At 62.8% G+C, this 23903-nt stretch carries 18 protein-coding genes; 4 read left to right on the top strand and 14 right to left on the bottom strand.

The annotated features are described in order from the left end of the window. The first annotated feature begins 18 nt into the window (after positions 1-18). Together CXQ81_RS04755 and CXQ81_RS04750 are read left to right on the top strand one after the other, a co-directional pair. Positions 19-465, top strand: a complete 447-nt coding sequence (locus tag CXQ81_RS04755; protein ID WP_009041832.1) for a hypothetical protein — start codon at positions 19-21, stop codon at positions 463-465. A gap of 38 nt (positions 466-503) precedes the next feature. Then, entirely contained in the window at positions 504-950 is a 447-nt protein-coding gene (locus CXQ81_RS04750; protein ID WP_007925830.1) for a hypothetical protein, read from the top strand. An 86-nt stretch (positions 951-1036) separates the two neighbouring features. Here CXQ81_RS04750 and CXQ81_RS04745 read toward each other — a convergent pair whose 3' ends face one another. Continuing rightward, positions 1037-1930 (bottom strand): LysR family transcriptional regulator, encoded by an 894-nt coding sequence (locus tag CXQ81_RS04745; RefSeq protein WP_007925832.1) that lies wholly within the window; start codon positions 1928-1930, stop codon positions 1037-1039. Positions 1931-2108: 178 nt separating this feature from the next. Between CXQ81_RS04745 and CXQ81_RS04740 the strand changes: the two genes are divergently transcribed. Next, a complete protein-coding gene (locus CXQ81_RS04740; protein WP_371860894.1) occupies positions 2109-3320 on the top strand; it encodes an MFS transporter in 1212 nt (403 codons plus the stop codon). Positions 3321-3411: 91 nt separating this feature from the next. On the opposite strand, the gene CXQ81_RS04735 is transcribed toward CXQ81_RS04740, so the two are convergent. The 12 genes from CXQ81_RS04735 to CXQ81_RS04675 all read right to left on the bottom strand — a co-directional run bounded on the left by CXQ81_RS04735 (position 3412) and on the right by CXQ81_RS04675 (position 19759). Continuing rightward, positions 3412-3759, bottom strand: coding sequence for a YgiW/YdeI family stress tolerance OB fold protein (locus CXQ81_RS04735; protein WP_007925834.1), 348 nt, complete (start codon positions 3757-3759; stop codon positions 3412-3414). Positions 3760-3904: 145 nt separating this feature from the next. After that, positions 3905-4972 carry a uroporphyrinogen decarboxylase gene (gene hemE, locus CXQ81_RS04730; protein WP_007925835.1) on the bottom strand — a complete coding sequence of 356 codons (1068 nt, stop codon included), beginning with the start codon at positions 4970-4972 and terminating at the stop codon, positions 3905-3907. Between the two features lie 233 nt (positions 4973-5205). After that, positions 5206-6624 (bottom strand): FAD-dependent oxidoreductase, encoded by a 1419-nt coding sequence (locus tag CXQ81_RS04725; RefSeq protein ID WP_007925837.1) that lies wholly within the window; start codon positions 6622-6624, stop codon positions 5206-5208. A 124-nt stretch (positions 6625-6748) separates the two neighbouring features. Continuing rightward, the gene (gene gltB, locus CXQ81_RS04720; RefSeq protein WP_101336626.1) at positions 6749-11194 is read right to left on the bottom strand and encodes a glutamate synthase large subunit; all 4446 of its coding nucleotides are present in this window, start codon (positions 11192-11194) and stop codon (positions 6749-6751) included. A 350-nt stretch (positions 11195-11544) separates the two neighbouring features. Next, entirely contained in the window at positions 11545-13134 is a 1590-nt protein-coding gene (locus tag CXQ81_RS04710; protein ID WP_101336625.1) for an SPOR domain-containing protein, read from the bottom strand. A gap of 10 nt (positions 13135-13144) precedes the next feature. Beyond that, the gene (aroB, locus tag CXQ81_RS04705; protein ID WP_007925843.1) at positions 13145-14245 is read right to left on the bottom strand and encodes a 3-dehydroquinate synthase; all 1101 of its coding nucleotides are present in this window, start codon (positions 14243-14245) and stop codon (positions 13145-13147) included. A gap of 148 nt (positions 14246-14393) precedes the next feature. Beyond that, positions 14394-14912 carry a shikimate kinase AroK gene (gene aroK / locus CXQ81_RS04700; protein ID WP_101336624.1) on the bottom strand — a complete coding sequence of 173 codons (519 nt, stop codon included), beginning with the start codon at positions 14910-14912 and terminating at the stop codon, positions 14394-14396. Between the two features lie 4 nt (positions 14913-14916). Further along, positions 14917-16989, bottom strand: coding sequence for a type IV pilus secretin PilQ (gene pilQ / locus CXQ81_RS04695; protein WP_101336623.1), 2073 nt, complete (start codon positions 16987-16989; stop codon positions 14917-14919). Between the two features lie 13 nt (positions 16990-17002). Then, positions 17003-17530: a pilus assembly protein PilP gene (locus CXQ81_RS04690; protein ID WP_101336622.1), complete on the bottom strand. Its 528-nt coding sequence runs from the start codon at positions 17528-17530 to the stop codon at positions 17003-17005. Continuing rightward, positions 17527-18144: a type 4a pilus biogenesis protein PilO gene (locus CXQ81_RS04685; protein ID WP_007925847.1), complete on the bottom strand. Its 618-nt coding sequence runs from the start codon at positions 18142-18144 to the stop codon at positions 17527-17529. Before CXQ81_RS04685 ends, CXQ81_RS04690 begins: the two co-directional genes overlap by 4 nt. Continuing rightward, complete coding sequence (locus CXQ81_RS04680) at positions 18141-18707, bottom strand: PilN domain-containing protein (RefSeq protein WP_101336621.1); 567 nt, start codon at positions 18705-18707, stop codon at positions 18141-18143. The genes CXQ81_RS04685 and CXQ81_RS04680 overlap by 4 nt, the downstream gene beginning before the upstream one ends. Further along, a complete protein-coding gene (locus CXQ81_RS04675; protein ID WP_101336620.1) occupies positions 18707-19759 on the bottom strand; it encodes a pilus assembly protein PilM in 1053 nt (350 codons plus the stop codon). The genes CXQ81_RS04680 and CXQ81_RS04675 overlap by 1 nt, the downstream gene beginning before the upstream one ends. Before the next feature lie 216 nt (positions 19760-19975). Between CXQ81_RS04675 and CXQ81_RS04670 the strand changes: the two genes are divergently transcribed. Continuing rightward, on the top strand, positions 19976-22411 hold the full coding sequence (locus CXQ81_RS04670; protein ID WP_172963018.1) for a penicillin-binding protein 1A: 2436 nt from the start codon (positions 19976-19978) through the stop codon (positions 22409-22411). A gap of 135 nt (positions 22412-22546) precedes the next feature. Here CXQ81_RS04670 and CXQ81_RS04665 read toward each other — a convergent pair whose 3' ends face one another. Then, positions 22547-23815: a malic enzyme-like NAD(P)-binding protein gene (locus CXQ81_RS04665; RefSeq protein ID WP_062823907.1), complete on the bottom strand. Its 1269-nt coding sequence runs from the start codon at positions 23813-23815 to the stop codon at positions 22547-22549. Positions 23816-23903: the final 88 nt, after the last annotated feature.

Genomic DNA, 23903 nt, shown 5'->3' with positions numbered 1-23903 from the left:
CCCCCCGGAGAAAATGGAATGTCTTCCCTGCTTCGCGCCTGCCTGATCGTGCTGGCCCTGCTGACCTGTGTCTCGTGCACCAGCAAGCGCATGTACACCCCGGACCGGGTCCTGCCCGCCACCCTCAAGGCCGACCACGAGGAAATGAAACAGGCGATCCTGAAAAACCTGGTCGCCCGCAAATGGACCGTGCAGCGCATCAGCCCGGAGCTGATCCAGGCCGAGATCACCGTGCGCGAGCAGTACCACGTGGAAATCGACATCCAGTACACACCGACCCACTACAAGATCCTCTACCGCGACAGCCGTGGCATGAACTACGCGGACGGCAAGATCCACAAGAACTACATCCGCTGGGTGCGCCTGCTGGACAAGGGCATCCTGCGCGAGCTGAAGGACAACCAGAACGAGCGGACCGCGCAACAGCTGTCCAGCTCGGCCCAGGCGATTGCCGCGCCTAATTGAGCGCCAGCCGCCCCCCTTTCTATGTCAAGGAGACCACCATGCAACTGAAGACCCTGGCCGCTGCCGCCACCCTGCTGCTCTGCACCCTGCCCGGCGTCAGCCAGGCCCGTGATACCGCGCTGTATCTGCCGTTCGACAAGGTCGTCGCCGAAGCCATCAGCACCGGCAAGATCGACGGCAGCGTGAAGTTCTACCTGGCCGGCAACAAGCCAGCCGGCAAGGTCACGGTGGTCAGCGCCGGCGCGGTCACCAACAAGAAGACCAATGCCTTCAACAAGAGCGACGAAGTGGCCTGCGAATGGGTCCTGCAATCGGCGCTGATCACCCTGCACCAGGCAGCCAAGAAAGTCGGCGCCAATGCCGTGACCGACATCGCCAGCTTCTACAAGAGCAACGAGCGCAAGGACGCGAAAACCTACGAATGCCACGCGGGCGCCCTGATGGCAGGCGTCGCGCTGCGCGGCGATCTGGCGAAGGTGGAGTAAGGCGCCTGTCGATGAAATCGGCATGACCTGATCCACAGTTTCCATGCCCCGGAAACGACAAAGGGCGCCTTTCGGCGCCCTTTCACTTACAACTCGGCCTTGCGGGTCAGCAGCTCGACAAAGGCCTTGGCCATTGGCGAACGCTGGTCGGTACGCTGCGCCAGCCACACCGCCGAGACCGCCTCGGGGTCGAGCAGCGGTCGATAGACCACGCCGTCGATGCGCATGCGCTGGTAGGACGCCGGCAACACCGAGACACCCAGCCCCGCCGCCACCAGGCCGATGATGGTCATGGCCTCGCCCGCTTCCTGGGCAAAGTGCGGGGTGAAGCCGACATCCCGGGCCAGGGTCAGCAACTGCGCATACAGGCCGCTGCCGTAGCTGCGCGGGAAGAACACGAAAGGCTCGTGGGCCAGGGCCGACAGCGCCAGGCCGGCTTCGCTGCCGGCCACCAGCGGGTGCTTGGAGCCCAGCACCGCCACCAGCGGTTCGCGCAGCAACTCCACCACGCTCAGGGAATCCGGCAACGGCAACGGCCGCATGATCCCGACCTGGATCGACTCGTCCAGCAGCGCCTCGGCCACCTGGGTGCTGCTCATCTCCCGCAGCTTCAGGTGCACGTCGGGAAAACGCTGGCGAAAGGCGAAGATCGCCTGGGGGATGCTGGAGTTGAAAGGTGCCGACGAGGTGAAACCGATCTTCAGTTCGCCCAGCTCCCCACGTTGCGCCCGGCGGGCCACATCCGCGGCCTTGTCGACCTGGGCCAGCACCTGTCGTGCCTCATCGAGGAACAGCCTGCCGGCCTCGCTGAGCTCGACCCGACGATTGGTACGCTCGAACAAACGCGCGCCGACCTCCTGCTCCAGCACCTGGATCTGCTGGCTCAAGGGCGGCTGGGAGATGCCCAGGACCTGTGCGGCGCGGCCGAAATGCAGCTCTTCGGCCACCGCGATGAAGTAACGCAGGTGACGCAATTCCATGATCGCCTCATTAGGTCGTAAAACATATCAATCAGGTCGAACAATATATTGGAAAGAAACATTAGCCAGCTATATGCTTTTTTCCATTGCCTGACCGGCCGCGCTCCCCCCGAGGTCCCCCGTGAAAACCGCTGTCGCTCCACTCGCCCACGAACTCCCTCCCACCGCCCTCGATGAGGTGGTCGCGCAACTGAACGAGGTCTACATCGAAAAAGGCACGCCGATGTTCATGCGCACGGTGCTGGCGCTGTTCTGCGGCGGATTCGCCACCTTCGCCCTGCTCTACTGCGTACAACCGATGATGCCGCTGCTGTCCCGGGATTTTTCCATCAACGCCGCGCAAAGCAGCCTGATCCTCTCGGTCGCCACCGGCCTGCTGGCCATCGGTCTGCTGGTCACCGGGCCGATTTCCGACCGCATCGGCCGCAAACCGGTGATGGTGGCCGCCCTGTTCGCCGCCGCGCTGTGCACCCTCGCCAGCGCCCTGATGCCGAGCTGGCACGGGGTGCTGCTGATGCGCGCGCTGGTAGGGCTGTCCCTGAGCGGCCTGGCGGCGGTGGCGATGACTTACCTGAGCGAAGAGATCCACCCACAGCACATCGGCCTGGCCATGGGCCTGTACATCGGTGGCAACGCCATTGGCGGCATGAGCGGTCGCCTGATCACCGGGGTGCTGATCGACTTCGTCAGCTGGCACACGGCAATGCTGGTGATCGGTGGCCTGGCGCTGATCGCGGCGGCGGTGTTCTGGAGAATCCTCCCCGAATCGCGCAACTTCCGCGCCCGCTCGCTGCACCCGCGCAGCCTGCTGGACGGCTTCACCATGCACTTTCGCGATGCCGGCCTGCCGCTGCTGTTCCTCGAAGCCTTCGTGCTGATGGGCGCGTTCGTCACGCTGTTCAACTACATCGGCTATCGCCTGCTGGCCGCGCCGTATCACATGGATCAGGCCTTCGTCGGCCTGCTGTCGGTGGTGTACCTGTCGGGGATCTACAGCTCGGCGAAAATCGGTGCCCTGGCCGACCGCCTGGGACGGCGCAAAATGCTCTGGGCCACCATCTCGCTGATGCTCGCCGGCCTCGCCCTGACCATGCTCAGCGCGTTGCCGGTGGTGATCATCGGCATGCTGATCTTCACGTTCGGCTTCTTCGGCGCCCACTCGGTCGCCAGCAGCTGGATCGGCCGGCGCGCCCTCAAGGCCAAGGGCCAGGCCTCATCGCTGTACCTGTTCAGCTATTACGCCGGGTCGAGCATCGCCGGGACGGCGGGCGGGGTGTTCTGGCACATGGCCGGGTGGAACGGCATCGGCCTGTTTATCAGCGCCCTGCTGTTGGTGGCGCTGCTGGTGGCGTTGAAGCTGGCCAAACTGCCGCCACTGGCCACTCGGTAGTTGCTAAACGAACATGCCGGCGACCACCCCCCGCGATCCATACGCAGGGGCCGGTCGCCGGCATGGCGATAGCTGAAGACTGTCGATCGGCTTACTTGACGATCTCCACCAGGTCGACGTCGATCTCACGCTTCATCAACCCCTTCTCGACCTCACCGGTCAGCCTGACCTGGGTCTTCTCGTTGAACGCCACTGGCGGCAGGTCTTCGTCGTCGATCTCGACAGTGATGGTGCCGCTGGCATCCTTGAATTCGTACTTGTCGTCATTGTTCAGCTTCTTGACCACATGGCCCTGCAGCACCACCGGCGTATCGTCCGCGGCATCGTTGGCCGCCGCGACGCTGGTGACGGCCTGGGCGCCAGGACCGGTGTAGCCGACAGCCAGGGCGGCGGTGCTGAACAGCGGAGCGAGCAACAGAACGAGGTAACGGGTTTTCATGGCAGTGATCCAATGTGGGTTTCGATAGCGTCAGATTAACCAGTCAGGCTGAATTGAAACTTAATCCGCCAGGCCGTTTCCCGGGACTGTGTGCAGAGGCAAAAAAAAGGCCCGGCGAATGCCGGGCCTGGTTATCGGGTCGCGATCACTGGTGATACTGCGCCGACAGTTCGTGCACCGCGCGCAGGAAAGCGCCGGCGTGCTCCGGGTCGACTTCCGGGGTGATGCCGTGGCCAAGGTTGAACACATGGCCGCTGCCCTTGCCGTAGCTGGCGAGGATGCGCCCGACTTCGGCACGGATCGCTTCCGGCTTGGCGTAGAGCACCGTCGGGTCCATGTTGCCTTGCAGGGCGACTTTGTTGCCGACCCGCCGGCGCGCTTCGCCGAGGTCGCAGGTCCAGTCCAGGCCCAGGGCGTCGGCACCGGCGTCGGCAATGCTTTCCAGCCACAGGCCGCCGTTCTTGGTGAACAGGATCACCGGCACCTTGCGCCCTTCATGCTCGCGGATCAGGCCGCTGACGATCTTGCGCATGTAGGCCAGGGAGAACTCCTGGTAGGCCGCCGCCGACAGGTTGCCGCCCCAGGTGTCGAAGATCTGCACCGCTTGCGCGCCGGCCTTGATCTGGCCGTTGAGGTAGCTGACGACCGACTGCGCCAGCTTGTCCAGCAGCAGGTGCATGGCTTGCGGGTTGTCGTAGAGCATCGCCTTGGTCTTGCGGAAGTCCTTCGACGAGCCGCCCTCGACCATGTAGGTGGCCAGGGTCCAGGGGCTGCCGGAGAAGCCGATCAGCGGCACGCGGCCGTTGAGCTCGCGGCGGATGGTGCTGACCGCGTCCATCACGTAGCCCAGGTCCTTGTGCGGATCCGGGATCGGCAAGGCCTCGATATCGGCCAGGGTGCTGACGACCTTCTTGAAACGCGGGCCTTCGCCGGTTTCGAAGTACAGGCCCTGGCCCATGGCGTCGGGGATGGTCAGGATGTCGGAGAAGAGGATGGCCGCATCCAGTTGTGGATAACGGTCCAGCGGTTGCAGCGTGACTTCGCAGGCGAACTCCGGGTTCATGCACAGGCTCATGAAGTCACCGGCGTTGGCACGGCTGGCGCGGTATTCAGGCAGGTAGCGCCCAGCCTGACGCATCATCCACACCGGGGTGACGTCTACGGGTTGCTTGAGCAGGGCACGAAGGAAACGGTCGTTCTTCAGGGCAGTCATGTCGGCATCCGGAAAAAAAGTGCGGGCATTTTCTCAGAGCGCGACGCAAAAGGCACGGCGAGAGCCGTGCCTTTTATCTATCGGGTCAATTTGTCGCGCCACAAGTGCCGCTTCTGTAGCCGCTGCCGCAGGCTGCGAACGACCGCAAGGCGGGCGCAGGATCGTGAGATCGCTGAAGGCCTGCGGCCTTATCGCAGCCTGCGGCAGCGGCTACAGGGATGGCCTTTGCTGTATCAGACGCCCAGGTAGTCGAGGATCCCTTCGGCGGCGTTGCGGCCTTCGAAGATCGCCGTCACCACCAGGTCGGAACCGCGCACCATGTCGCCACCGGCGAAGATCTTCGGGTTGCTGGTCTGGTGCTTGTACTGGCCCTGCTCCGGCGCCACGACGCGGCCCTGGCTGTCGGTCTGGATGCTGAACTGCTCGAACCACGGCGCCGGGCTCGGGCGGAAACCGAAGGCGATGACCACGGCGTCGGCCGGGATGACCTCTTCGGAACCCGGGATCGGCTCGGGGCTGCGACGGCCACGGGCGTCCGGCTCGCCGAGACGGGTCTCGACCACCTTCACGCCTTCGACCTTGTCTTCGCCGACGATGGCGATCGGCTGGCGGTTGTAGAGGAACTTCACGCCTTCTTCCTTGGCGTTCTTCACCTCTTTGCGCGAGCCCGGCATGTTCGCTTCGTCACGACGATAGGCACAGGTTACCGCCTTGGCGCCCTGGCGGATCGACGTGCGGTTGCAGTCCATCGCCGTGTCGCCGCCACCGAGGACCACGACCTTCTTGCCCTTCATGTCGACGAAGTCTTCCGGCGACTTTTCAAAGCCCAGGTTGCGGTTGACGTTGGCGATCAGGAAGTCCAGCGCGTCGTGCACGCCCGGCAGGTCCTCGCCGGCAAAGCCGCCCTTCATGTAGGTGTAGGTGCCCATGCCCATGAATACCGCATCGTATTCTTCGAGCAGTTGCTCCATGGTCACGTCCTTGCCCACCTCGGTGTTGAGGCGGAACTCGATGCCCATGCCGCTGAAGACTTCGCGACGATTGCTCAGCACGGTCTTTTCCAGCTTGAACTCGGGGATGCCGAAGGTCAGCAGGCCGCCGATTTCCGGGTTCTTGTCGAACACCACCGGGGTCACGCCACCGCGCACCAGCACGTCGGCGCAGCCCAGGCCCGCCGGGCCCGCGCCGATCACCGCGACCCGCTTGCCGGTCGGCTTGACCTTGGACATGTCCGGGCGCCAGCCCATGGCGAAGGCGGTGTCGGTGATGTACTTCTCCACCGAACCGATGGTCACCGCGCCGAAGCCGTCGTTGAGGGTGCAAGCACCCTCGCACAGACGATCCTGCGGGCACACCCGGCCGCAGACTTCCGGCAGGGTGTTGGTCTGGTGCGACAGCTCGGCGGCGGCGAGGATGTTGCCCTCGGCCACCAGCTTGAGCCAGTTGGGAATGAAGTTGTGCACCGGGCACTTCCATTCGCAGTACGGGTTACCGCAACCCAGGCAGCGGTGGGCCTGGTCGGCCGACTGCTGGGGTTTGAAGGGCTCGTAGATCTCCACGAACTCTTTCTTGCGTTGACGCAACAGTTTCTTCTTCGGATCCTTGCGCCCGACCTCGATGAACTGGAAGTCATTATTCAGACGTTCAGCCATTACTAAAACCTCTTAACAGCAGCTCAAAGCTACAAGCTTCAAGCTGCAAGACAATCACGTGTGCAGGCATATCGCGCACTGCTGTTAACTTGCGGCTTGAAGCTTGCCGCTTGCAGCTGCGTCGTTATTGCGGATTCGCACGAGTACTGGAGAGCAGAGATTTCAAGCTCGCCGCCTTAGGTTTGACCAACCAGAAACGACGCAAGTAGTCATCGAGGTTCTCGGCCAGGTTACGGCCCCACTCGCTACCGGTTTCCTCGACGTATTCGTCCAGCACGCGCTGCAGGTGGCTGCGATAGGCTTCCATCGCTTCGCCGCTGATCCGCTGGATTTCCACCAGCTCGTGGTTGACCCGGTCAACGAAGGTGTTGTCCTGGTCGAGCACGTAGGCGAAACCGCCGGTCATGCCTGAGCCGAAGTTGTAACCGGTCTTGCCCAGCACGCAGACAAAACCACCGGTCATGTATTCGCAGCAGTGATCGCCAGTGCCTTCCACCACGGTATGGGCACCGGAGTTGCGCACGGCGAAACGCTCGCCCGCGGTGCCGGCGGCGAACAGCTTGCCGCCGGTAGCGCCGTACAGGCAGGTGTTGCCGATAATCGCGCTGTCCTGAGTCTTGTAGGCGCTGCCTTGCGGCGGAACGATCACCAGCTTGCCGCCGGTCATGCCCTTGCCGACGTAGTCGTTGGCGTCGCCTTCGAGGTAGAGGTTCAGGCCGCCGGCGTTCCACACGCCAAAGCTCTGACCGGCAGTGCCCTTGAAGCGGAAGGTGATCGGCGCCTTGGCCATGCCTTGGTTGCCGTGGACCTTGGCGATTTCGCCGGAGATCCGCGCACCGATGGAACGGTCGCAGTTGCAGATGTCGAGCGCGAACTCGGCACCGCTGAGGTCGTTGATCGCAGGCTTGGCCATGGCGACCATTTTCTCGGCCAGCAGGCCCTGGTCGAACGGCGGGTTGCGATCGACCTGGCAGAACTGCGGCTTGTCCGCCGGGATATGGTCACTGCCCAGCAACGGGGTCAGGTCCAGATGATGCTGCTTGGCGGTCTGGCCTTCGAGGATTTCCAGCAGATCGGTGCGACCGATCAGCTCTTCCAGCGAACGCACGCCCAGCTTGGCCAGCCACTCACGGGTTTCCTCGGCGACGTAGGTGAAGAAGTTCACCACCATCTCCACGGTGCCGATGTAGTGGTCCTTGCGCAGCTTCTCATTCTGAGTCGCGACGCCGGTGGCGCAGTTGTTCAGGTGGCAGATACGCAGGTACTTGCAACCCAGGGCGATCATCGGCGCGGTGCCGAAGCCGAAGCTTTCGGCGCCGAGGATCGCCGCCTTGATCACGTCGAGGCCGGTTTTCAGGCCACCGTCGGTTTGCACCCGGACCTTGCCGCGCAGGTCGTTGCCGCGCAGGGTCTGATGGGTTTCCGCCAGGCCCAGTTCCCACGGCGCACCGGCGTACTTGATCGAGGTCAGCGGCGAGGCACCGGTGCCACCGTCGTAGCCGGAGATGGTGATCAGGTCGGCATAGGCCTTGGCCACGCCAGCGGCGATGGTGCCGACGCCGGCTTCCGCCACCAGCTTCACCGAGACCAGCGCCTGCGGGTTGACCTGCTTCAAGTCGAAGATCAACTGCGACAAGTCTTCGATGGAATAGATGTCGTGGTGCGGCGGTGGCGAAATCAGGGTCACGCCCGGTACCGCGTAACGCAGCTTGGCGATCAGGCCGTTGACCTTGCCGCCCGGCAGCTGGCCGCCTTCGCCGGGCTTGGCGCCCTGGGCCACCTTGATCTGCAGCACTTCGGCGTTGACCAGGTATTCCGGGGTCACGCCGAAACGGCCGGTGGCCACCTGCTTGATCTTCGAGCTCTTGATGGTGCCGTAGCGCGCCGGGTCTTCGCCGCCTTCACCGGAGTTGGAACGCGCGCCCAGGCGGTTCATGGCTTCGGCCAGGGCTTCGTGGGCCTCCGGCGACAGCGCGCCCAGGGAGATGCCGGCGGAGTCGAAACGCTTGAGGATCGATTCCAGCGGCTCGACTTCGCTGATGTCCATCGGCGTGTCCAGGGTCTTCACCTTGAACAGGTCGCGGATCATCGATACCGGGCGGTTGTCCACCAGCGCGGTGTATTCCTTGAACTTGGCGTAGTCGCCCTGCTGCACGGCGGCTTGCAGGGTGTTGACCACGTCCGGGTTGTAGGCGTGGTATTCGCCACCGTGGACGAACTTCAGCAGGCCGCCTTGCTGGATCGGCTTGCGCGGGCTCCAGGCTTCGGCAGCCAGGGCTTTCTGCTCGGCTTCGATGTCGACGAAACGCGCGCCCTTGATGCGGCTCGGCACACCACGGAAGCTCAGCTCGCAGACTTCCTCGGACAGGCCGATGGCCTCGAACAGCTGCGCACCGCGGTAGGACGCGATGGTCGAGATACCCATCTTCGACAGGATCTTCAGCAGGCCCTTGGTGATGCCCTTGCGGTAGTTCTTGAACACCTCGTAGAGGTCGCCCAGCACTTCACCGGTACGGATCAGGTCGCCCAGCACTTCATAGGCCAGGAACGGATAGACCGCCGAGGCGCCGAAACCGATCAACACCGCGAAATGGTGCGGATCGCGCGCGGTGGCGGTTTCCACCAGGATGTTGGAGTCGCAGCGCAGGCCCTTCTCGGTCAGGCGGTGGTGCACCGCGCCGGTGGCCAGGGACGCGTGGATCGGCAACTTGCCCGGGGCGATATGGCGGTCGCTGAGGACGATCTGGGTGCGACCGGCGCGCACGGCTTCTTCGGCCTGGTCGGCGACGTTGCGGATCGCCGCTTCCAGGCCGAGGCTTTCCTCGTAGTTCAGGTCGATGACCTGACGCTCGAAGCCCGGACGGTCGAGGTTCATCAGCGAGCGCCACTTGGCCGGCGAGATCACCGGCGAGCTGAGGATCACGCGGGAAGCGTGCTCAGGCGATTCCTGGAAGATGTTGCGCTCGGCACCGAGGCAGATCTCCAGGGACATGACGATGGCTTCGCGCAGTGGGTCGATCGGCGGGTTGGTGACCTGGGCGAACTGCTGGCGGAAGTAGTCGTACGGCGTGCGCACACGCTGGGACAGCACGGCCATCGGCGTGTCGTCGCCCATGGAGCCGACCGCCTCGTAGCCTTGCTCGCCCAAGGGACGCAGCACCTGATCACGCTCCTCGAAGGTGACCTGGTACATCTTCATGTACTGCTTGAGCTGGTCGACGTCGTAGAACGCCGAACCGTGGTCGTTGTCTTCCATGGTCGCCTGGATGCGCAGGGCGTTCTTGCGCAGCCATTGCTTGTACGGATGACGGGACTTCAGGCGGTTGTCGATGGCGTCGGTGTCGAGGATCTGCCCGGTTTCGGTGTCCACGGCGAAGATCTGGCCCGGGCCGACACGGCCCTTGGCAATCACGTCTTCAGGCTGGTAGTTCCAGACGCCGATTTCCGATGCCAGGGTGATGAAACCGTTCTTGGTGGTGACCCAGCGCGCCGGGCGCAGGCCGTTACGGTCGAGCAGGCAGACGGCGTAGCGGCCGTCGGTCATGACCACGCCCGCGGGGCCGTCCCACGGTTCCATGTGCATGGAGTTGTATTCGTAGAACGCACGCAGGTCGGCGTCCATGGTCTCGACGTTCTGCCACGCTGGCGGAATGATCATCCGCACGCCACGGAACAGGTCGATACCGCCGGTGACCATCAGCTCCAGCATGTTGTCCATGCTCGAGGAGTCGGAACCCACGCGGTTGACCAGCGGGCCGAGTTCTTCCAGATCCATCAGGTCGTTGGTGAACTTGGTGCGCCGGGCCTGGGCCCAGTTACGGTTGCCGGTGATGGTGTTGATCTCGCCGTTGTGGGCGAGGAAGCGGAACGGCTGCGCCAGCGGCCATTTCGGCAGGGTGTTGGTGGAGAAGCGCTGGTGGAACACGCAGATCGCGGTTTGCAGGCGCGGGTCACCCAGGTCCGGATAGAAGGCGGCGAGGTCCGCCGGCATCATCAGGCCTTTATAGATGATGGTCTTGTGGGAAAAGCTGCAGATGTAGTGGTCGGTATCGGCGGCGTTGGCTACCGACGAACGACGACGGGCGCTGAACAGCTTGACTGCCATGTCCTGGTCGCTCAGGCCTTCGCCGCCGATGTAGACCTGTTCGATCTGCGGCAGGCGCTCCAGGGCCAGGCGGCCGAGAACGCTGGTATCGATCGGCACTTTGCGCCAGCCGATCAGTTGCAGGCCTTCGGCCAGGATCTCGCGGTTCATGTTCTCGCGAGCGGCTTCGGCCTTGGCCGGATCCTGGTTGAAGAAGACCATGCCCACGGCATATTGCTTGGGCAATTCGACACTGAAGGTTTCCTGGGCAATGGCTCGCAGGAACGCGTCAGGCTTCTGAATCAGCAGACCGCAACCGTCGCCGGTCTTGCCGTCCGCGTTGATCCCACCGCGGTGGGTCATGCAGGTCAGGGCCTCGATGGCCGTTTGCAAAAGGGTATGACTGGGTTCGCCCTGCATATGGGCTATCAGACCGAAACCGCAGTTATCCTTGAATTCATCTGGTTGGTACAGACCTGCTTTCATAGACACTTTCTCACCAGGCTGCCTCTTGTCGAGACAAATTTCTTTTCAATTCAACCAGTTACCATCCACGCCGAACGTACGCCGGCTTTGCGGGGGCAAAAGGGAGGTCATTGTACACACCGACACAGACGCTCACAAATTTGGCGACGAAATGTCGCAAATCTATGTCGCATTTATGAAAGGTTTAAAGCGATATGCTGTGCTAGTCAAAACTTTTTTAGTTCGGACCGCGACGACTCAAAAGCTACTGTGACGCAGACACCACAAGGCACGCGGCCTTTAAGGCAGCATGCGCATGCGGATTTTTTTGAGGTGCTGGGAGAGGCGGCCTGGGTAAGGCCGCCGAATCTTCAGCGAGTTGCTGCCAGTTCCTGTTGGACGCTGGCGACAGTGCGAGGCCAAGGTTTACCAGCCTGAACCTTCGCTGGCAAGGCCTTGATAGCGGTAACGGCTGCATCACGGCTGCTGAAGCTGCCGTAAGTGATCACATACAGCGGTTTGCCGTTGAGGACTTTCTTGAAATAACGGTACTGAGCGCCCTGCTCCTTGACGAAGCTCTGCGCCGCGGCTTCGGAACTGGTGCCCAGGATCTGCACGACGTAGTTGCCTGGCGCCTGACCGGCGTACCAGCTACCGCCGGTGGCGGCCTTGGCTACGGTGACAGGTTTCTCGGCTGGCTTGGCAGCCGGTGCAGCCGGCTTGCTGACCGGAGCAGGCGCAGGCTTGACCACTGGAGCCGGCTTGGCGGCAGCGACCTGAGTCGGTGCCGGGGTCGGACGGGCTTCAGGCGTCGGCGCTGGACCGGTCGGCACGCCGGCTGGCGGTGCAATGGTGGTCACGGTCGGCGGCGTGGCGCTGGAGCCTTCCACCGGTACGCCATCGTCACCCTCGGTGATCCCACCGGCGGCTTCGGCCAGAGGACCGCGCATCACCGGTTGCGACTGGCCGACCAATGGCAGCGGCATTGGCTGGGAAGAACCGGCGAACTCGACAGCCGGGCTGCCATTGCCGTTCGGTTGTGGCGTCTGGCCCAGCGGCAGCTGAGCCTGTTCGTTGGCTGGCGCACCAGCAGTACTTGGTGCCTTGCTGCGACCCGGCATCAGCCAGGCAGCGGCAACGGCCACCACTACGACTGCGGATATCGCCAATACGTGTTTCTTCGGCATGTTGAACCCCATACTTGGACGCTTGACCGCTGAGCGGCTGGCAATCATGGCTTCGATCATTGCATCCCGGGCGACCTGGTTGATGTTGCCAGGCCAGCCATCGGAGCCTTCGTGAATATCACTGATCTGATCCGCGGAGAAAAGTTCGATACCCCGTCCTGCGCCTTCGAGACGCTGCGCCAGGTATTCGCGGGTTTCTTCTTCGGTGTAAGGCTGCAGTTCGATGACATGGAAGCGCTCTTCTTCCGCACTCAGCTGCTCCAGGCCGGCAATCAGCGACGACTCGCCGAACAGGAACACATGCGGGCGACCTTCCGGAGCACCGGCGGCAAGCGCCAGCAGCGCCTCGAGCGCCGACTCGTCGAGCTGCTCGGCGTCATCCACCAGCAGATAGACTTCCTGGCCGGTCAGGGCCAGTTGCACCACTTGCGCCAGGATCGGGCCGATTTCGGCCTGCTCGACGTTCAGCGCCTGGGCCACCTGCCGCAGCACGCCCGCCGCGTCGCCGGCACCGCGGGCGGAAACCACCACGCTCTGTACCGATTGCTTGTTGGTGCTGGCTACCAGCGCCTGACGCAGCAGCGTCTTGCCGCTGCCCTGCGGGCCGGTCACGACCAGCAGCAACTGGCTGTAGCGCGCCAGGTGATGCAGTTGCCCCAGCACCGGCTTGCGCTGGGCGGGGAAAAACTTGAAGCCAGGCACCCGTGGAGCGAAAGGGTCATGGCTCAATTGATAGTGGCCGAGGAAAGCCTCGTCGGCATGCAAACTAGTCATGGGGATCTTATTAACCTTTAAGCTGAGCCAGGGCGCGGTAATCCGCTCCCAGCGTGGCCTGTAAAACCTCTTTCGGATAATCGTCGGTCACTACGGCTTCGCCCATGCGGCGCAACAGCACCAGACGCAAACGACCATCGATCACTTTCTTGTCAATTGCCATGTGTTCGAGAAAATCCGCCTCGGTCATTTCCTCGGGCGGAATGACCGGCAAGCCTGCGCGCTGGAACAGGCGAATGCCGCGGTCACGCTCCTCGGCGCTAATCCAGCCAAGGCGTGCGGACATCTCCAGTGCCATTACGGTGCCAGCGGCAACCGCTTCACCATGCAGCCAGACACCATAGCCCATGTGGGTTTCGATGGCGTGGCCGAAGGTATGCCCCAGGTTCAGCGTGGCGCGCACACCGGACTCACGCTCGTCGGCGCCCACCACGGCCGCCTTGGCCGCGCAGGAGCGTTCGATAGCATAGGTCAGCGCCTGCTGGTCCAGGGCTCGCAAGCGGTCGACGTTGTCTTCGAGCCAGGTAAGGAAGGGCTCGTCGCAGATCAGACCGTATTTGATGACTTCCGCCAGGCCGGCCGACAGCTCGCGAGGCGGCAGGGTATTGAGCGAGGCGGTATCGATCAGCACCACGTTCGGCTGATAGAAGGCACCGACCATGTTCTTGCCCAGCGGATGGTTGATACCGGTCTTGCCGCCCACCGACGAATCGACCTGGGACAACAAGGTGGTAGGAATCTGGATGAAATCGACGCCACGCTGGTAGCAGGCGGCGGCAAAGCCGGCCATATCGCCGATCACCCCGCCGCCAAGGGCGATGATCGTGGTGCGGCGATCGTGGCGTGCGGTCAGCAGGCCATCGAAAATAAGCTGCAGGGTTTCCCAGTTCTTGAACGCTTCGCCGTCGGGAAGAACCACCGAGATCACCGAGAACTGGGCGAGGCTGCGTTTCAGACGCTCAAGGTACAGCGGCGCTACGGTTTCATTGGAAACGATCGCCACTTGTCGCCCGGCGATGTGCGGAGCCAGCAACTCGGGCCGGTCCAACAAACCTTCGCCAATATGAATCGGGTAGCTGCGCTCGCCTAGATCGACCTTAAGTGTCTGCATGTGTCCCCACAGTGAAGATGGAAGCTGGTGTCCTGCCTTGCATTAACGACTGGCATCGCCTGGCTTTCTGACGCCGCGCAATAGCCATGCGCCACAACCGCGAGCGATCATGGCAAGGCGCCGAGGATAGCGCATTTCACGCTGCGCATTAACGGGGAGGCAGTTGCTGCAGGCGGTCCAGTATGTCCAGCACCACCATGCGCGGTGGCCGTTCATCGGTTTCAACCACCAGGTCGGCGATTTCCCGATAAAGCGGATCGCGAATCGCCAACAGGTCCCGCAGGGTCTTCGCCGGATCGGCCGTGCGCAGCAGCGGTCGATTGCGATCCCGTGCAGTGCGACCGACCTGCTGCTCCACCGAAGCATGCAGATAGACCACACGCCCCCCGGCATGCAGCGCCAGACGGTTGGCTTCGCGCATCACCGCGCCGCCGCCGGTCGCCAGGACCACGCCATCGGCGGAGCACAGCTCGGCGATCATGACCTGTTCCCGATCACGAAAGCCCGGCTCACCTTCTTTATCGAAGATCCACGGGATATTGGCACCCGTGCGCAACTCAATTTCCTTATCGGAATCTTTGAATGGCAGGCGCAGCTCTTTGGCCAGCAAGCGACCAATGGTGCTTTTTCCAGCCCCCATTGGCCCAACAAGAATCAAATTTCGCACAGAATCAACGACTCACAGCAATCGCCTGGTTGTTCATGATACGCGGAGTGAGAAATACCAGCAGCTCGGATTTTTTCTCCGACACCACGTCACGCCGGAAAAGGCGGCCAAGATACGGCACATCGCCGAGAAATGGCACCTTATCTACAACCTTGCTTTGCGTATTGGAGAAAACTCCACCGATGACGATGGTCTCTCCATCGTTGATCAGGACCTTGGCGTTGACCTCGTTCTTCTTGATCGGCGGCACGTCCTGGACTTTGTTCAGGTAGTCCGGCTCGTCCTTGGTGACCTTGACCTCCATGATGATGCGGTTATCCGGGGTGATCTGTGGCGTCACCTCCAGGGACAGCGAGGCCTCCTTGAACGACACCGAGGTCGCCCCGCTGGAGGCGGCTTCCTGATAGGGGATTTCCGTGCCCTTGAGGATCTTCGCCGTCTCCTTGTCGGACGTGACGACCTTGGGCTGGGAGACGATTTCCCCGTTACCGGTCTTTTCCATGGCTGTCAGCTCAAGGTCCAGCAACACATTGTCGGTGATGAAGGCGATACCCAGGCCGGAGGTATTGGCGGTAGTGCCCAGGTCGACGAACGGTGAGTTGCTGCTGGTGCTGCCCGGCGTGCCTATGGTGGAGGAACCGTTGGTGCCGTTGCTGACCCCCGAGGCATTCCAGTTGCCCTGGTTCTGGATCGAGCCGCCCCAGCGCACGCCCAGGCTTTTGTCGTAGTCGACGTTGGCCTCGACGATCCGCGCTTCGATCATCACCTGGCGCACCGGGATATCCAGCTGGCTGACGATCCGCCGCAGCTCGTCCAGGCGCTCCCGGGTCTGGTAGGCGATGATGTTGTTGGTCCGCTCATCGACAGTGATCGACCCGCGTTCGTCGGACTTGTCCTCGGCGCGGGTGACCGACTGGAACAGCTTGGCGATCTCCGCGGCCTTGGCGTAGTTGACCTGCAGCAGTTCGCGCCGCAATGGTTCCAGGTCGGCGATCTGCTTCTGCGACTCCAGTTCCTGGCGTTCGCGGGCAGCGATTTCATCGGCCGGCGCCACCAGCAACACGTTGCCCACCTTGCGCTTGTCCAGCCCCTTGGTCTTGAGCACCAGATCGAGGGCCTGGTCCCACGGCACATTCTGCAGGCGCAAGGTAATGCCGCCCTGCACCGTATCGCTGGCCACCAGGTTGAGGTTGGTGAAATCGGCGATCAGTTGCAGCACCGAGCGAACCTCGATGTCCTGGAAGTTCAGTGAGAGCTTTTCGCCGTTGTAGGCCGAGCGCTCGGCGTTGCGTTTCTGCAGGTCGCCCGAGGTCATCGGCCTGACGCTCACCGTGAGTTTGTTGTCCGTCTGGTAGGTCGAGTAATCGAAAGTGCCGCCGGGCTCGATAGTGACGATGGCCTTGCCGGACTCCGCCCGGGCGCTGACGAACTGCACGAGGGTGGCGAAATCCTTGACGTCCAGCCTGACCCGCAGGGGCTCGGGCAGGCGGGCCTTGGCGAAGGTGAGGACGAGCTTGCCGCCGCGCTCCTGTATATCCGGGCTCATTCCCGAGTCGGAGAGATCGATCAGCACATTACCTTCGCCTTGCTCGCCGCGCTGGAAATCCACGCTGCGAATCGACCGCCCCACGGAAGCCACGGCCTTGGCCCGCCCGGACGCGACAGCCGGCTGCCCCGGCGCACTCAGCGCCGCCGTCGCCCCTTGGCCGATCACCACAAACAGCTGATTGCCGGCGACCCGAGTGCTGTAGGGCGCCAGCGCGACCAGATTGACGACGACCCGGGTACGCTGCCCCGATTCGACCACCGTCACGCTGCGCGCATTGCCATTGCCCAGGTCACGGCTCTTGTCTGCCAGCTGGCTGACAACACCAGGCAGATCGAGGGCGATCCGCGCTGGCTGGTCGGTGGTATAGCCGCGCGGCTCGGGCACCGGCCCATCGAAGGTGAGTTTCAACTCCAGGCGATCCCCCGGCAGTGCCGCGACATCCAGGGCCTTGAGGCTGGCCGCCATGGCCATCGGTGAAAGCAGCGCCATCCATAGCGCAATACCGAAGGCTGAAAAGATCCTGTTCATGATGCGAGTTCCACTATGAGTGTTCTTTTAATGGAATGGTCCGTGGTCGCTCCAGCCACGCTCCCGCTCCATCGGGAACAATCTCGACCACCTCGACCTGTGAATCGCTGATCGCGACAATCCGCCCGTCGTTACGCCCCAGGTAATCGCCGACCTTCAGCCGATGCACGCCACCGGCGCCACGCAACAGCGCAAAGAAGCCGGAAGCATTGGAAAGGGTGCCCACCATCTCGAACTGTTCGATGCTGAAGCCCTCGAGATACTGCTTGCTGCGGTTCGGATTCGGCTTGACCGCAGGCGAGCCTGCCCGACGTGCCGCCAGGTCCACCCTGACCGCAGGCTGAAACGGGCTGCGCAAGGGTGCGGCGTTATAGGTGAACGTTGGGTAAGACCCGAATGCCGGCATTGGTTCAATCTCGCCGGGCGACTGCAAGCGCGCCTCGTTCATGTAGGCATCCAGATCACTGAAGTCGTCATCGTTGCCACAACCAGCCAGCCCGACAAATGCCAGCACCAGCAACAAGCCGTGAGCGCGCTTCATGGGCGTGGCACCTTGTAGCGGTAAGTCCTGGCCAGAATGTTCATGCGCAGGTTCGAACCGACCTGCGGCGTGACCGGTTTGATCTCGAAATCATGCAGGGTGACGATTCGCGGCAAACCGGCCACGCCGCTGACGAAAGTCGCCAGTGCGTGATAGCCGCCGGTAACCCTGATCTGGATTGGCAATTCGACGTAAAACGGCTGGACCACCTCCGGCAACAGCTTGATCTCTTCGAACTCCAGCCCGCTGCCAAGCCCGGTGCGGCTGATGTCTTCAAGCAGGCCCGGCACCTCGGTATCGCTGGGCAACTGGCGCAGCATGAGGTCAAAGGCGGTTTCCATGGCCTTCATCTGTTCGGTGTAAGGCCCGAGGTTGGCCACCAGGCGCGCCTTGCTGGCGAACTGCTGTTTCAGCACGGCCTCGTCCGCCCGGCGCTGGTCGAGTTGCAGCAACAGGTCCTTGAGGTACAGGTTGTAGCCGAGGGCCAGTACCAGCAGCATGACCAGCGCCACGACCACGCCTTTGACCAGCGCCGGCCACGCCCCCATGTTGCTCATTTCCAGCTCGCCGAGATCGATCCGGCGCATCTGCGCCCACCCGCCGGACAGGTTCATTGCCCTTCCTCACCCAGGGCGGGCCGGGTCTGATGGACGGTCAGCTGAAACACATTGACCTGGTCGGCGTTGTCCGCCCCGGCGGCCTTGACCTCTGTCAGGCTCGGCGCATCGAACCAGTCCGAGGCGTCCAGGTTGCGCATCAGGTCCGAAACACGATGGTTCGATTCGGCCGCCCCGGTGATGGAAAGAGTCTGCCCGCTCATCCTGACATCGGTGAAATACACCCCGTCCGGCAGGGTGCGGGCCAATTGGTCGAACATCCGCGCACTAGTGGAGCGATTGCCTTGCAGGTCCTGGATGATCTTCATCCGTTCCACCAGTTGCTCGCGATGCAGCTTCAACTCGCCGATCTTGGCGATCCGTTGATCGAGCAAGGTGATTTGAGCGCCTACGTGATTGTTGCGCGCCAGTTGCCTGTCGATCGCCCGGTCGATGATCCTGTCGCCCGCGAACAACACACCCAGGGCCACCGCCACAGCCGCCGCCAGGGCCAGGAAAAAGTGGCGACGCCGCTGTTCGCGCCGCGCCTCGCGCCAGGGAAGAAGATTGATCCGCGCCATTAGTCGAAACTCCGCAAGGCCAGCCCGCAGGCGACCATCAAGGACGGGGCTTCGCTGACCAGGGCCGCGGCGTCGACCTTGGCGCCGATGCTCATGCCAGCGAAGGGGTTGGCGATCAGCGCAGGCAAGCCCAAGCGCTGCTCGATCAACGGGACAAGCCCCGGAACCGAGGCGCTGCCACCCGCCAACAGGATGGAGTCGACCTGGTGTTGCGGGGCGGAGGCCTGGAAAAACTGCAACGAGCGCGAAACCTGTTGCACAACCGCCTCCTGAAAAGGTTGCAGCACCTCACTGGCGTAATCGTCCGGCAGGCCACCCTGCTTTTTCGCCAGGCCGGCCTCTTCTTTCGACAGCCCGTAGCGACGCTGGATGTGTTCGGTCAGTTGGTGTCCGCCGAACAACTGCTCACGGGAATAGACGATCTGCCCTTCATGCACGATGCTCAGGGTGGTCAGGGTGGCGCCGATATCGACCAGCGCCACGGTCCGGGCAGCCGGCGAGCCAGCCGCCAGGGCGAACGAACGCTCCAGCGCGCAGACTTCCAGGTCCACCACTCGGGCCGTCAGCCCGGCGAGCTCGAGCGCCGCCTCGCGAACTTCGATGTGCTCCTTGCGGCAGGCCGCCAACAGCACATCGACGCGTTCGGGATTGCGGGCCGAATAGCCGAGGACGTCGAAATCGATGGCGGCCTCGTCCAGCGGATAGGGAATGTACTGGTCGGCGTCGACCTTGAGCTGGCTTTCCCGATCGTCGTCGGACAGCCCGGCCTCCATCTCGATGACCTTGCTGATCACCGCCGAGCCGGCCATCGCCAGCGCCGCGTGCTTCGCACCCGGCCGGGCCCTGGCCAGCAGGCGAGACAGGGCATGCCCGACCCCTTCAGGCTCGACGATGTTTTTTTCGACCACGGCATTGGCCGGCAACGGCTCCACGCCATAGGCCTCGACCCGAAAACGGCCACCGACACGGCTCAATTCAAGAAGCTTGACCGAGGTGGAGCTGATATCGATCCCCAGAAGGGAACTCGCCTTTTTACTGAAGAGTCCTAGCACTACCAATTCCCTATGACTATCCGTGACTTACGGACTCTGGAATGTCCATTGCGTTCAATCACCACGTCTTGACAGACGGGCAAATGACGCCCTTGGCGGAAAAATGCTTATAATGCCCAGCGATTTTTCCGCGATTTATCTGCTGCGTGAGCCGATTCCTGACTGTGAATACCTGACGCCCAATTCATTCCTTTCTCTGGAAATCCAAAAGCCTTGATTCGTCTGCTGAAGTTTTTCGGGTGGTCCATCGTCGCTGTGTTCTGCGGGCTGCTCCTCGCTCTCTCCGGCGCGTTTCTCTATCTTAGTCCTGGGTTACCGTCGGTAGAGGCGCTCAGAAGTATCCAGTTGCAGATTCCCCTGCGGGTGTACAGCAGCGACGGCAAGTTGATTGCAGAATTCGGCGAAATGCGCCGCACTCCAATCCGTTTCGCCGACATTCCCCCCAACTTCATTAATGCGTTACTAAGTGCTGAAGACGACAATTTCGCCAACCACTACGGCGTCGATCCCAGCAGCCTGATGCGTGCCGCGACCCAGCTGGTCAAGAGCGGGCACATCCAGTCCGGCGGCAGCACCATCACCATGCAGGTGGCAAAGAACTTCTTCCTGAGCAGCGAACGCAGCTTCTCGCGCAAGACCACCGAGATCCTCCTGGCCCTGCAAATCGAGCGCCAACTGACCAAGGACGAGATCCTCGAGCTGTACGTCAACAAGATCTACCTGGGTAACCGCGCCTACGGCATCGAGGCCGCGGCCCAGGTGTATTACGGCAAGTCGATTCGCGATGTCAGCCTGGCGCAGATGGCGATGATCGCCGGCCTGCCCAAGGCACCGTCGCGCTTCAACCCGCTGGCCAACCCGGCGCGCAGTAAAGAGCGCCGCGACTGGATCCTCGGGCGGATGTACAAGCTCGGCAAGATCAGCGAGGCGGACTACACCGCGGCGATCAACGAGCCGCTGAATGCCAGCTATCACGTGCCGACGCCGGAAGTGAACGCACCGTACATCGCCGAGATGGCCCGCGCCGAGATGGTCGGTCGTTACGGCAGCGACGCCTATACCGAAGGTTTCCGCGTCACCACCACGGTACCGAGCGACCTGCAGGAACTGGCCAACACCGCCGTCCATGAAGGTCTGATCACCTACGACCAGCGCCATGGCTATCGCGGCCCCGAGTCGCGCCTGCCCGGCAAGACCCACGCTGCCTGGGCCCAGGAACTGACCAAGCAACGCAGCATCAGCGGCCTGGAACCGGCGATCGTCACCCAGGTCGACAAGAACGGCCTGCAGGTACTGACCCGCACCGGCGAAGAGCACGTAGGTTGGGACAGCATGAAATGGGCGCGCCCGTTCCTGAACACCAACAGCATGGGCGCCGCTCCCAAGCAGCCGAGCGATGTCGCCCAGGTCGGCGACCTGATTCGCGTGCAGCGCCAGGCAGACAACTCGCTCAAGTTCCGCCAGATCCCGGTCGTTCAGGGCGCACTAGTGTCCCTCGATCCGCAAAACGGCGCCATTCGCTCGCTGGTGGGCGGCTTCGCCTTCGAGCAGAGCAACTACAACCGGGCGCTGCAGGCCAAGCGCCAACCCGGTTCCAGCTTCAAGCCGTTCGTCTATAGCGCCGCGCTGGACAATGGCTACACCGCCGCCAGCCTGGTGAACGATGCGCCGATCGTGTTCGTCGACGAGTACCTGGACAAGGTCTGGCGTCCGAAAAACGACACCAACACCTTCCTCGGCCCGATCCGCATGCGCGAGGCGCTGTACAAGTCGCGCAACCTGGTTTCGATCCGCCTCCTGCAGAGCCTGGGCGTGGACCGCACCATCGACTACATCAGCAAGTTCGGCTTCAACAAACAGGACCTGCCGCGCAACCTGTCGCTGGCCCTGGGCACCGCGACCCTGACCCCGATGGAGATCGCCACCGGCTGGAGCGTGTTCGCCAACGGCGGCTACAAGGTCACGCCGTACATCATCGACAAGATCGAAAGCCGCAACGGCGAAACCCTGTTCACCGCCAACCCGCCGAGCGTACCGGCTGGCGACACGGCCAGCAGCGGGATAGCGGCACCGGCGCAGCAGGGCTTCACGGTGGACAACGTCCCTGGCGAAACCCCGAGCCAGGCCCCTGTACAGGCACCTGCGGTGGCCGAACGCATCATCGATGGCCGCACCACCTACATCCTCAACAGCATGCTGGAAGACGTAATCAAGCTCGGCACCGGGCGACGCGCCCTAGCCCTGGGCCGCACCGACCTGGCCGGCAAGACCGGGACCACCAACGAATCCAAGGACGCCTGGTTCTCCGGCTACAACGCCGACTACGTGACCACGGTCTGGACCGGTTTCGACCAGCCGGAAAGCCTGGGACGCCGCGAGTATGGCGGCACCGTGGCCCTGCCGATCTGGATGAACTACATGGGCGCCGCCCTCAAGGACAAGCCGGCCCATACCCAGGCCGAGCCGGAAGGCATTCTCAGCCTGCGGGTCGATCCGGTCAGCGGCCGCGCCGCGACACCGGGCACGCCGAACGCCTACTTCGAACTGTTCAAGAGCGAAGACACCCCGCCTTCGGTCAACGAACTGGGCAATGGCTACGCCCCTGGCAGCCCGCTGCCGGCGGACGAGTCGGCGCCGATCGATCTGTTCTAGAGAGCAGTCGCAAGCTGCAAGCTTCAAGCGGCAAGAAAGAGCAGAGCGGCGCCGCCTTTCTCTTGCAGCTTGAGGCTTGAAACTTCCCCATAAAAAAACCCGGCTCGAAGGCCGGGTTTTTTTATGGGCTGCTATTTAGCCGTTGAACACGTCATCCACGCTTTTGAGCGGGTAGTTCTTCGGATACGGCAGGGTCGCCACGCCGGTCTCGATCGCGGCCTTGGCCACGGCATCGGAGATCACGGTGATCAGACGGGCATCCATTGGTTTCGGAATGATGTACTCACGGCCGAATTCCAGCTTGATGCCGCCGTAGGCGTCGCACACTTCCTGAGGCACCGGCAGCTTGGCCAGTTCGCGCAGGGCGTTGGCCGCGGCCACTTTCATTTCTTCGTTGATGCGCTTGGCGCGAACGTCCAGGGCACCACGGAAGATGAACGGGAAGCCCAGCACGTTGTTGACCTGGTTCGGGTAGTCCGAACGGCCGGTGGCCATGATCACGTCGTTGCGGGTGGCGTGTGCCAGTTCCGGGGCGATTTCCGGATCAGGGTTCGAGCAGGCGAACACGATCGGGTTGGCAGCCATGGAGCTCAAGCCTTCGGCGCTCAGCAGGTTCGGGCCGGACAGGCCAACGAACACGTCGGCACCTTTGAGGGCGTCAGCCAGGGTGCGCTTGTCGGTCGTGTGGGCGAAGACCGCCTTGTACTGGTTCAGGTCGTCGCGCTCGGAGTGGATCACGCCGGTACGGTCGACCATGAAGATGTTTTCGATCTGGGCGCCCATGCTCACCAGCAGCTTCATGCAGGAGATGGCGGCGGCACCGGCGCCCAGGCAGACGATCTTCGCGTCCGACAGGGTTTTGCCAGCGATTTCCAGGGCGTTGATCATGCCGGCCGCAGTCACGATAGCGGTGCCGTGCTGGTCATCGTGGAATACCGGAATGTCGCACTGCTCGATCAGGGCGCGCTCGATCTCGAAGCACTCTGGCGCCTTGATGTCTTCCAGGTTGATGCCACCGAAAGTGATGGAGATGCGCTTGACGGTGTCGATGAAGGCTTGCGGGCTTTCGGAGTCGACTTCGATGTCGAATACGTCGATGCCGGCGAAGCGCTTGAACAGCACGCCCTTGCCTTCCATCACCGGCTTGGAGGCCAGTGGGCCGAGGTTACCCAGGCCGAGAATCGCGGTGCCATCGGAAATGACTGCAACCAGGTTGCCCTTGCCGGTGTATTTGTAGGCCAGTTCAGGATCGCGGGCGATTTCGCGTACTGGTTCGGCTACGCCGGGGCTGTAGGCCAGCGACAGGTCGCGGGCGGTAGCGGTGGCCTTGGTGAGCTCGACACTCAGTTTCCCTGGACGGGGATTGGCGTGATATTCGAGAGCGGCAGTTTTCAAATCAGACATGTGGGCATTCCGCTTTTTACTGTTGGACAGACGGACCGCCGAGGATACGCGTGTCGCAAAGTCCCTACAAGACTGACCAGTCACCCCT

Origin of the sequence: Pseudomonas sp. 09C 129, from assembly GCF_002843625.1 — a bacterium.
Taxonomy (GTDB): domain Bacteria; phylum Pseudomonadota; class Gammaproteobacteria; order Pseudomonadales; family Pseudomonadaceae; genus Aquipseudomonas; species Aquipseudomonas chlororaphis.
This window is presented reverse-complemented; position numbering and strand designations above follow the sequence as displayed.